The organism is Xanthobacter sp. BG11Y11_SDJG, assembly GCF_057364445.1.
In genome coordinates, this window is the sequence record NZ_JBNFNU010000257.1 from 1 (window position 1) to 6390 (window position 6390).

The 6390-nt window shown below is 69.4% G+C and carries 7 protein-coding genes; 3 read left to right on the forward strand and 4 right to left on the reverse strand.

Annotated elements, in window-relative coordinates; translation table 11 throughout:
* Positions 1–99: 99 nt before the first annotated feature.
* The gene (locus tag AC2W7M_RS17805; protein WP_486133704.1) at positions 100–465 is read left to right on the forward strand and encodes a hypothetical protein; all 366 of its coding nucleotides are present in this window, start codon (positions 100–102) and stop codon (positions 463–465) included.
* Positions 466–507: 42 nt separating this feature from the next.
* Here AC2W7M_RS17805 and AC2W7M_RS17810 read toward each other — a convergent pair whose 3' ends face one another.
* From AC2W7M_RS17810 to AC2W7M_RS17820, 3 genes are all read right to left on the reverse strand, one after another.
* Positions 508–1809: an NAD(P)/FAD-dependent oxidoreductase gene (locus AC2W7M_RS17810; RefSeq protein WP_486133706.1), complete on the reverse strand. Its 1302-nt coding sequence runs from the start codon at positions 1807–1809 to the stop codon at positions 508–510.
* Between the two features lie 165 nt (positions 1810–1974).
* Positions 1975–3378 (reverse strand): glutamine synthetase family protein, encoded by a 1404-nt coding sequence (locus AC2W7M_RS17815; protein WP_486133707.1) that lies wholly within the window; start codon positions 3376–3378, stop codon positions 1975–1977.
* A gap of 390 nt (positions 3379–3768) precedes the next feature.
* A complete protein-coding gene (locus AC2W7M_RS17820; RefSeq protein ID WP_486133709.1) occupies positions 3769–4632 on the reverse strand; it encodes a DUF3108 domain-containing protein in 864 nt (287 codons plus the stop codon).
* Positions 4633–4841: 209 nt separating this feature from the next.
* Here AC2W7M_RS17820 and AC2W7M_RS17825 point away from each other — a divergent pair, with 209 nt between their 5' ends.
* Entirely contained in the window at positions 4842–5072 is a 231-nt protein-coding gene (locus AC2W7M_RS17825) for a hypothetical protein (RefSeq protein ID WP_486133711.1), read from the forward strand.
* Positions 5073–5096: 24 nt separating this feature from the next.
* Positions 5097–5621 carry a translation initiation factor IF-3 gene (gene infC / locus AC2W7M_RS17830; RefSeq protein WP_394021948.1) on the forward strand — a complete coding sequence of 175 codons (525 nt, stop codon included), beginning with the start codon at positions 5097–5099 and terminating at the stop codon, positions 5619–5621.
* 307 nt (positions 5622–5928) lie between these two features.
* Here infC and AC2W7M_RS17835 read toward each other — a convergent pair.
* The coding region (locus AC2W7M_RS17835) for a BA14K family protein (RefSeq protein ID WP_486133713.1) at positions 5929–6390 on the reverse strand (462 nt) is incomplete at its 5' end.

Here is a 6390-nt window from a genome sequence, read left to right on the forward strand (position 1 = left end):
CGCGGCGCGGTCCCGCCTTGCCCCTTGCGCGGAGCCCGGCCGCGCGGTCTAAATGCGGAACCGCGCCGCCGGGGGAGCGGCCGCCTTCAGGGAGGGATCATGTCCCGTTCGTTCGCCTGTTTCGCACGCCGCGCCGGTTTCGCCGCGGTCCTCGCCGGGCTTGCCCTTTCGGGAGCGTCGGCGCCGGCCTTCGCGGCGAGCTGCCTCGAGCAGATCGTCGCGGTGCAGCAGCAGTTGAAGGGCAAGGAGCCGCGCCCGAAGGCGCCGCCGCCGCAGGAGCAGTCCATCGCCGCGCAGACCGATCACCAGACGACACCCGGCTCGCTCGCCGCGGCCGGCGTCACCCAGCCCGATTCCGGCGCGCTCGGCGCGCTCAACGCAGCCATGAACCTCCAGGCGGCGGGGGACGAGGCGGGATGCCTGAAGGCGCTGGCGGAGGCCCGCAGGCTCGGCGGGCTGAACTGACCCGCGCGCCGGGGCGATCTTCCCGACCGCTCCCCGCCCCGATCACAGCCGGTCGCGCAGCGCGTAATAGGTGAGACCCGCCACCAGCAGCGGGTAGCGCATCATCGTGCCGCCGGGAAATGCCGGCACCGGCAGGCGTGAGAGGATATCGAAGCGCTCCTGGTGCCCGCGCACGGCCTCGGCGAGAATCTTGCCGAACAGCGGCGCCAGCATCACGCCCTGCCCACTATAGCCCGAGGCCACCAGCACCTTGTCGGAGAGCTTCCGCACGAACGGCAGCCGCGTCATGGTGATGCCCAGTACCCCGCCCCAGCCATAGTCGATGTCGACCTCCTTCAGCTGGGGAAAGACCTTCAGCATGTAGGGGCGCACGAAGCCGGGAATGTCCGCCCTGAGGGCCCGGCGATAGCTCTCGCCGCCGCCGAACAGCAGCCGCCCGTCATGGCTCAGGCGGAAATAGTTCACCACGAACCGGCTGTCGGCCACCGCGGCCTCGCTGGCCAGCAGTTCGCGGCCCATCTCGTCGAGCGGCGCGGTGGCGACGATGTAGTTGCAGATGGGCATGACATGCCCGTCCACCCGGCGGTCCAGCCCGTCCTGGAGACCGTCGCCGCATTCGAGCAGGAAATCGGCCTCCACCGTGCCGCCCTGATCGGTCGTCACCCTGACCCTTGGGCCGTCCTGAAAGCCGGTGACCCGGGTGCATTCATGAATGCGCGCCCCCGCCGCCTCGGCGGCGCGGGCGAGGCCGAGGGCAAAATTCAGCGGGTGCAGATGCCCGCCCTTCTGGTCGAGGATGCCGCCGTGATAGAGCGGCGAGCGGACCAGATAGCCGATCTCGTCGCGACCGAGCTCGCGCACCGCGTCGTAGCCGTAGGCCTCCCTCAGGTGGCGCGCATAGGCATGGCTCTCGGCGACGTAGCGGGCCTTGTGATCGGCGAGGATCAGGCCGTCCTTCAGGTCGCAATTGATGGCGTGGCGCGCCACCAGAACCTTGAGCAGGCTCTTTGCCTCCTCGGCAAGGTCCCAGAGCTTCCGGGCGTCGTCCTTGCCGACCTGCGCCTCGAGGAACATCTGGTCGCGCCGCTGGCCGGAATGGATCTGCCCGCCATTGCGCCCGGACGCCCCGGAGCCGACGCGCGCCGCCTCCAGCAGCACCACGTCGAAGCCCGCCTCCGCCAGATGGAGCGCCGCCGAGAGCCCGGTATAGCCACCGCCCACGACGCAGACATCGGCAGAGGCGGCGCCCTTCAGCGGCGGATGGGCCGGGTGGGAGGTCGCCGTGGCCGCATACCAGGATTTGGCATGGCCGGACGGGCTTAAGGGGGCGGCAGTGCGGTGCATGGCGCTCCTTGTTCTTATGGTGTGGACGGTGACGCCCCGATGGACCGCGGCCGGGCTTCCCCGGAAGCGGTTGTCCTCCCTCGGGCCCCCGCCGCGGCGGTTCTCTTCGCCCGGACGTGGAACGCGGCCCGATCCGCGCGGCTCACCCACCGGCGCGTGCTCCCGTCACACGTTCAGCAGCAGATACTCGCGCTCCCAGGGCGAGATCACCCGCATGAAGGTCTCGAACTCGGCCTGCTTGACGGCCGCGTAGTTGGCGACGAAGCGGCGGCCGAGCACCTCGGCCACCTCCTCGCTGTCCTGGAACGCCGCGACCGCCTCCAGGAGCCCGCGCGGAAGCTCGAAGTCGAGATCCTTGGCGTCGCGCTCTAGCGGATCGGTGGCGCGCAGGCCCTCCACCATGCCGAGATAGCCGCAGGCGAGCGAGGCGGCGATGACCAGATAGGGGTTGGCGTCGGAGGACGGCACCCGGTTCTCCACCCGCCGAGCCTCGGGCGTGGAGGGCGGCACGCGCAGCCCGGCGGTGCGGTTGTCATAGCCCCACTGGACGTTGATGGGCGCCATGGAATCGCGGGTCAGGCGCCGGTACGAGTTCACATAGGGCGCGAGGATGCACATCACCGCCGGCAGGTATTTCTGGTGGCCGGCGATGAAGGAAAAGAACTCCGGCGTCGGATCGCCGTCCTTGTCGGAGAAGATGTTCTCGCCGGTCGCGACCGAGATCACCGACTGGTGGATGTGCATGGCGCTGCCCGGCTCGTTGGCGATGGGCTTGGCCATGAAGGTGGCGTAGATCTTGTGCAGCAGCGCCGCCTCGCGGATCGTGCGCTTGAACAGGAACACCTGGTCGGCGAGCGCCAGCGGCTCGCCGTGGCGCAGGTTGATCTCCATCTGCGCCGCGCCGTCCTCGTGGATCAGCGTGTCGATCTCCAGGCCCTGGGCCTCGGAATAGGCGTAAATGTCCTCGAACAGCGCGTCGAACTCGTTCACCGCCTGGATCGAATAGGACTGGCGGCCGATCTCCGGCCGGCCCGAGCGCCCCACCGGCGGCTTGAGCGGATAGTCGGGATCGGTGTTCGGCTCCACCAGATAGAACTCGATCTCCGGCGCCACCACCGGCTTCCAGCCGCGGTTGGCATAGAGCGAGAGCACGTGCTTCAGCACCTGGCGCGGCGCCACCTCCACCGGCCGTCCGTCGCGGTGGAACGCATCGTGGATCACCTGGGCGGTGGGATCCTGCGCCCACGGCACCGCCGACAAGGTGGAAAAGTCCGGCTCCAGCACCAGGTCGCTGTCGGCGATGACCGAATCCACGAGCCCCTCATAATCGGGGTACTCGCCGGAAATGGTCTGGAAGAACACCGACAGCGGCAGGTTCATCACCGGCGAGGAAAAGAACTTGGAGGCCGGCATGATCTTGCCGCGGGCGACGCCCGCGAGGTCGGGAACCTGGCATTCGATCTCGGTGATGCCCCGCGCCGCCATCCAGGCCTTGGCCTCGCTCAGCGACTTGACGCCCCTGTGGGACGCGACGACGTCCTTCTCGGCAAGCTTGGTCCTTTTGGCCATGATGTCCTCTAGAGCACACGCCGATCGGCCAGCACCGGACGCCGATCGGAGAACGCGTTCTCTATCATTTCGTTAGAGGGCGATTCACCGGTCAAGCTGGATCAGCGGGATCGGATCGCCCTCTCGCGTGCACGCACGCGCGCTTCAGGGAACACCTGCGCCCCCACGGGTGTCAACGCAGCGCTTCGGTCCGGACGAAGGAGAATGCCGGCAACGGCCCTCCCGTCGCGGCACACGGAGCCGGCGGGCGGGCGAACAGGGACGGAACGAAACGGGGGCGAATCGGTCCGCGCCAATGTTCCGCCTTCACCCCCTACTAGCGCTTGTGGTCCAACGCTGTCGCAGCCACAGGAGCGCACCCCAGAAGGCCGCGCTGAAGATTCATCGACGTCACGGCTTGGGCGCGCTCACGGACAGGGCGCCGACGGGCGGCAGCATCTCCATGGCCTCCGCCTCCAGCACCGCGGTGCCGATCATGGTGGCGACCGAGACCTTGTAGGGCGCCATCAGCCGCGTGCCCGCGATCGGCACCAGCCAGGCATAGACGTCCTTGTTGTCGACCATGTACTTGACCGTGTAGCGCGAGGGCCGGTGGCCGGCGACCGGCTTGTAGCGGGCGGCGCACACCACCGCGGGGCCGCTATAGCCCTCCACCTTCACCTGCTCGATGCGCTGGAAGCTGAGCGCGATGTCGTAGCGCTGGCGCCCGTCGAACACCGGAACGACCCGCTGGCAGGCGGCCGCCGAGAGCATCTCGCCCGTGCCGGGCATGTAAGCGAACGCGCCGCTCACGGGGTCGAGCACGCTCTTGAGCACCGCCTCGGTGACCGGGACGCGGTCCGGCGCGAACTTCAGGACCGGCTCCACGTCCATCTCCTTGACCGCGCCGGCGGCCATGACGATGCGCGCGCTCTCCTCCTTGCCGTCGGCCTCGGCGTCCATGGCGTAGACGATCGGCACCATGCGCCCGCCGGTGAAGGCGCCGCGCGCCGCCGCCCGGCCCTTGCCGTTGGCCACCGCCCGCATGAGGCCGGTGATGCGCGCCGTGCCCGAAATCTCGTAGGCCGAATCGCTCGCCTGCACGACAAAGGTGCCGCGGCCGAACTCGACCCCGGCGACGCTGAGCGAATATTTCGCCACCATGCGCCCGTCCGCGCGCGCGGCGTTGATGCCGAACGCCAGCGCGAACGGCACCAGCGCAAGCCCTGCGGCCAGAAGGCGCGTGTGAGAGAGTACCGAGGCAGCGTCGATCATTGGCGTTCCCGTAGGACCTGCGCGCAAGCCGCCCGCTCCCGCCGCGCCAATCGTTCGCTCCGCCCCCTGGAATTGCGCGGCAAACGCGGCTGAACTGTGGCTGCCGCGACTATGCCGTGTGTCCGGCGCAAGCGTCCAGAGCGCCGCGCGCGCCCCTCCCCAGCCGCGCGCGCCGAGCGGCCCTGCGCCGTGCACCGGCCCGAAAACCCATGCGCGATCCGGCCATGAACGCGAACAGCGCCGGTCAGGATGAACCGGTCGCCTCCGAGCGCGCCTTGGTGCGGCGCACACCGGCCGCAGCGCCGCGCGATCCCCGAAGGTCATTGACTTTGGGACGGTTTGTCACGATCTTGGGCGCCTGCCCAAAGATCGGGTCCAAGAACCCCGCGGCGTTGCCGCGCATCCTGGCCCAGTGCTGCGGGCAGAGTTCAATTGCCTGAGGAGCATACGCCATTCGCCGCCCCATGAGACCCGTCGCGCCGGAGAAGGATGGACCGCGCGTCAATGAGGAAATCCGCATCCGCGAAGTCCAGTTGATCGACCAGGACGGGCAAAACCGCGGTGTGTTGGCCATTCGCGACGCCCTCGCGCTCGCGCAGGAGGCCGGTCTCGACCTCGTCGAAATCTCGCCCAACTCCACCCCTCCGGTCTGCAAGATCCTCGATTTCGGCCGCTTCAAGTATCAGAACCAGAAGAAGGCCAGCGAGGCGCGCAAGAAGCAGAAGGTCGTCGAGGTCAAGGAGATCAAGCTGCGGCCCGGCATCGACACCCACGATTACGAGGTGAAGATGCGCTCCATGCAGCGGTTCTTCGAGGAGGGCGACAAGGTCAAGGTCACCCTGCGCTTCCGCGGCCGCGAGATGGCGCACCAGGATATCGGCTTCAAGCTGCTTCAGAAGCTGAAGGAAGACGTGGCCACCATCGCCAAGGTGGAGAGCGAGCCCATGCTCGAAGGCCGCCAGATGATCATGATCCTGGCGCCGCGCTGAGCGTCGCCCGCGCGAAGCCTCAGGCTCGGGGACGCCGCCATCGGTGGCGTCCGCCGGCACCCCGGTTTCGCCGGGGGTCCCCTGGGCTTCAGGCCATCTGCGGGGCACGGACCTGCGGGCCGTCGTGCATTCCCCCCAAGACCGACATCTGAAGCGTTCCCCGGTGCGCCACGGCGCGCCGCGTCGCGCGCGCGTGTCGGCCGGCTGACCGTTCCATGCGAAACGAAAACGCCCCCGCCGTGTGTGCCACGGCGGGGCGTTCGGCTTTCGATGCCAGGCGACGGGCGTCAGCTCGCCGGCTCAGGCCTCACGGGCAGGGATGCTGCCGCCCGTCATAGCCGGTATAGGTGCCGGTGGCGGGGTTGTAGGAGCGGAAGCGCTGCATGCAGTAGGCCACCGCATCGTCCGTCACGACCGCGCTGTTGGCGGCCGCGGCTGCGGCACCGACGGCGACGGCGCTCGCGACGCCCAGCGCCACCCAGGCGCCCGTATTGTTGTAGTAGCCCCAGCCCCAGCCGGGACGATACCAACCCCAGCCCGGCCGCCACGGACCCGGACCCCAGGCGCCCGGAGGCGGACGCCAGCCGGGACGGCCCCAGGCGACGCCGCCCGGTCCCCAGCCCGGACGGAAGCCAGGACGATAGCCGGGATAGACCGGCCGATAGCCGGGGCGCACCACGCCCGGACGATAGCCGGGGCGGAAGGCCGCCGCCCGATAGGCGCCGCCGCGATAGGCGGGACGCACGCCGACGGCCCGCATGCCGCCGAC

What these genes read in the sequence shown, in the direction of transcription:
- AC2W7M_RS17805 (WP_486133704.1), top strand. Translation starts at nt 100, where the DNA reads ATGTCCCGTTCGTTCGCCTGTTTCGCACGCCGCGCCGGTTTCGCCGCG.
- AC2W7M_RS17810 (WP_486133706.1), bottom strand. Translation starts at nt 1,809, where the DNA reads ATGCACCGCACTGCCGCCCCCTTAAGCCCGTCCGGCCATGCCAAATCC.
- AC2W7M_RS17815 (WP_486133707.1), bottom strand. Translation starts at nt 3,378, where the DNA reads ATGGCCAAAAGGACCAAGCTTGCCGAGAAGGACGTCGTCGCGTCCCAC.
- AC2W7M_RS17820 (WP_486133709.1), bottom strand. Translation starts at nt 4,632, where the DNA reads ATGATCGACGCTGCCTCGGTACTCTCTCACACGCGCCTTCTGGCCGCA.
- AC2W7M_RS17825 (WP_486133711.1), top strand. Translation starts at nt 4,842, where the DNA reads ATGCGCGATCCGGCCATGAACGCGAACAGCGCCGGTCAGGATGAACCG.
- infC (WP_394021948.1), top strand. Translation starts at nt 5,097, where the DNA reads ATGAGACCCGTCGCGCCGGAGAAGGATGGACCGCGCGTCAATGAGGAA.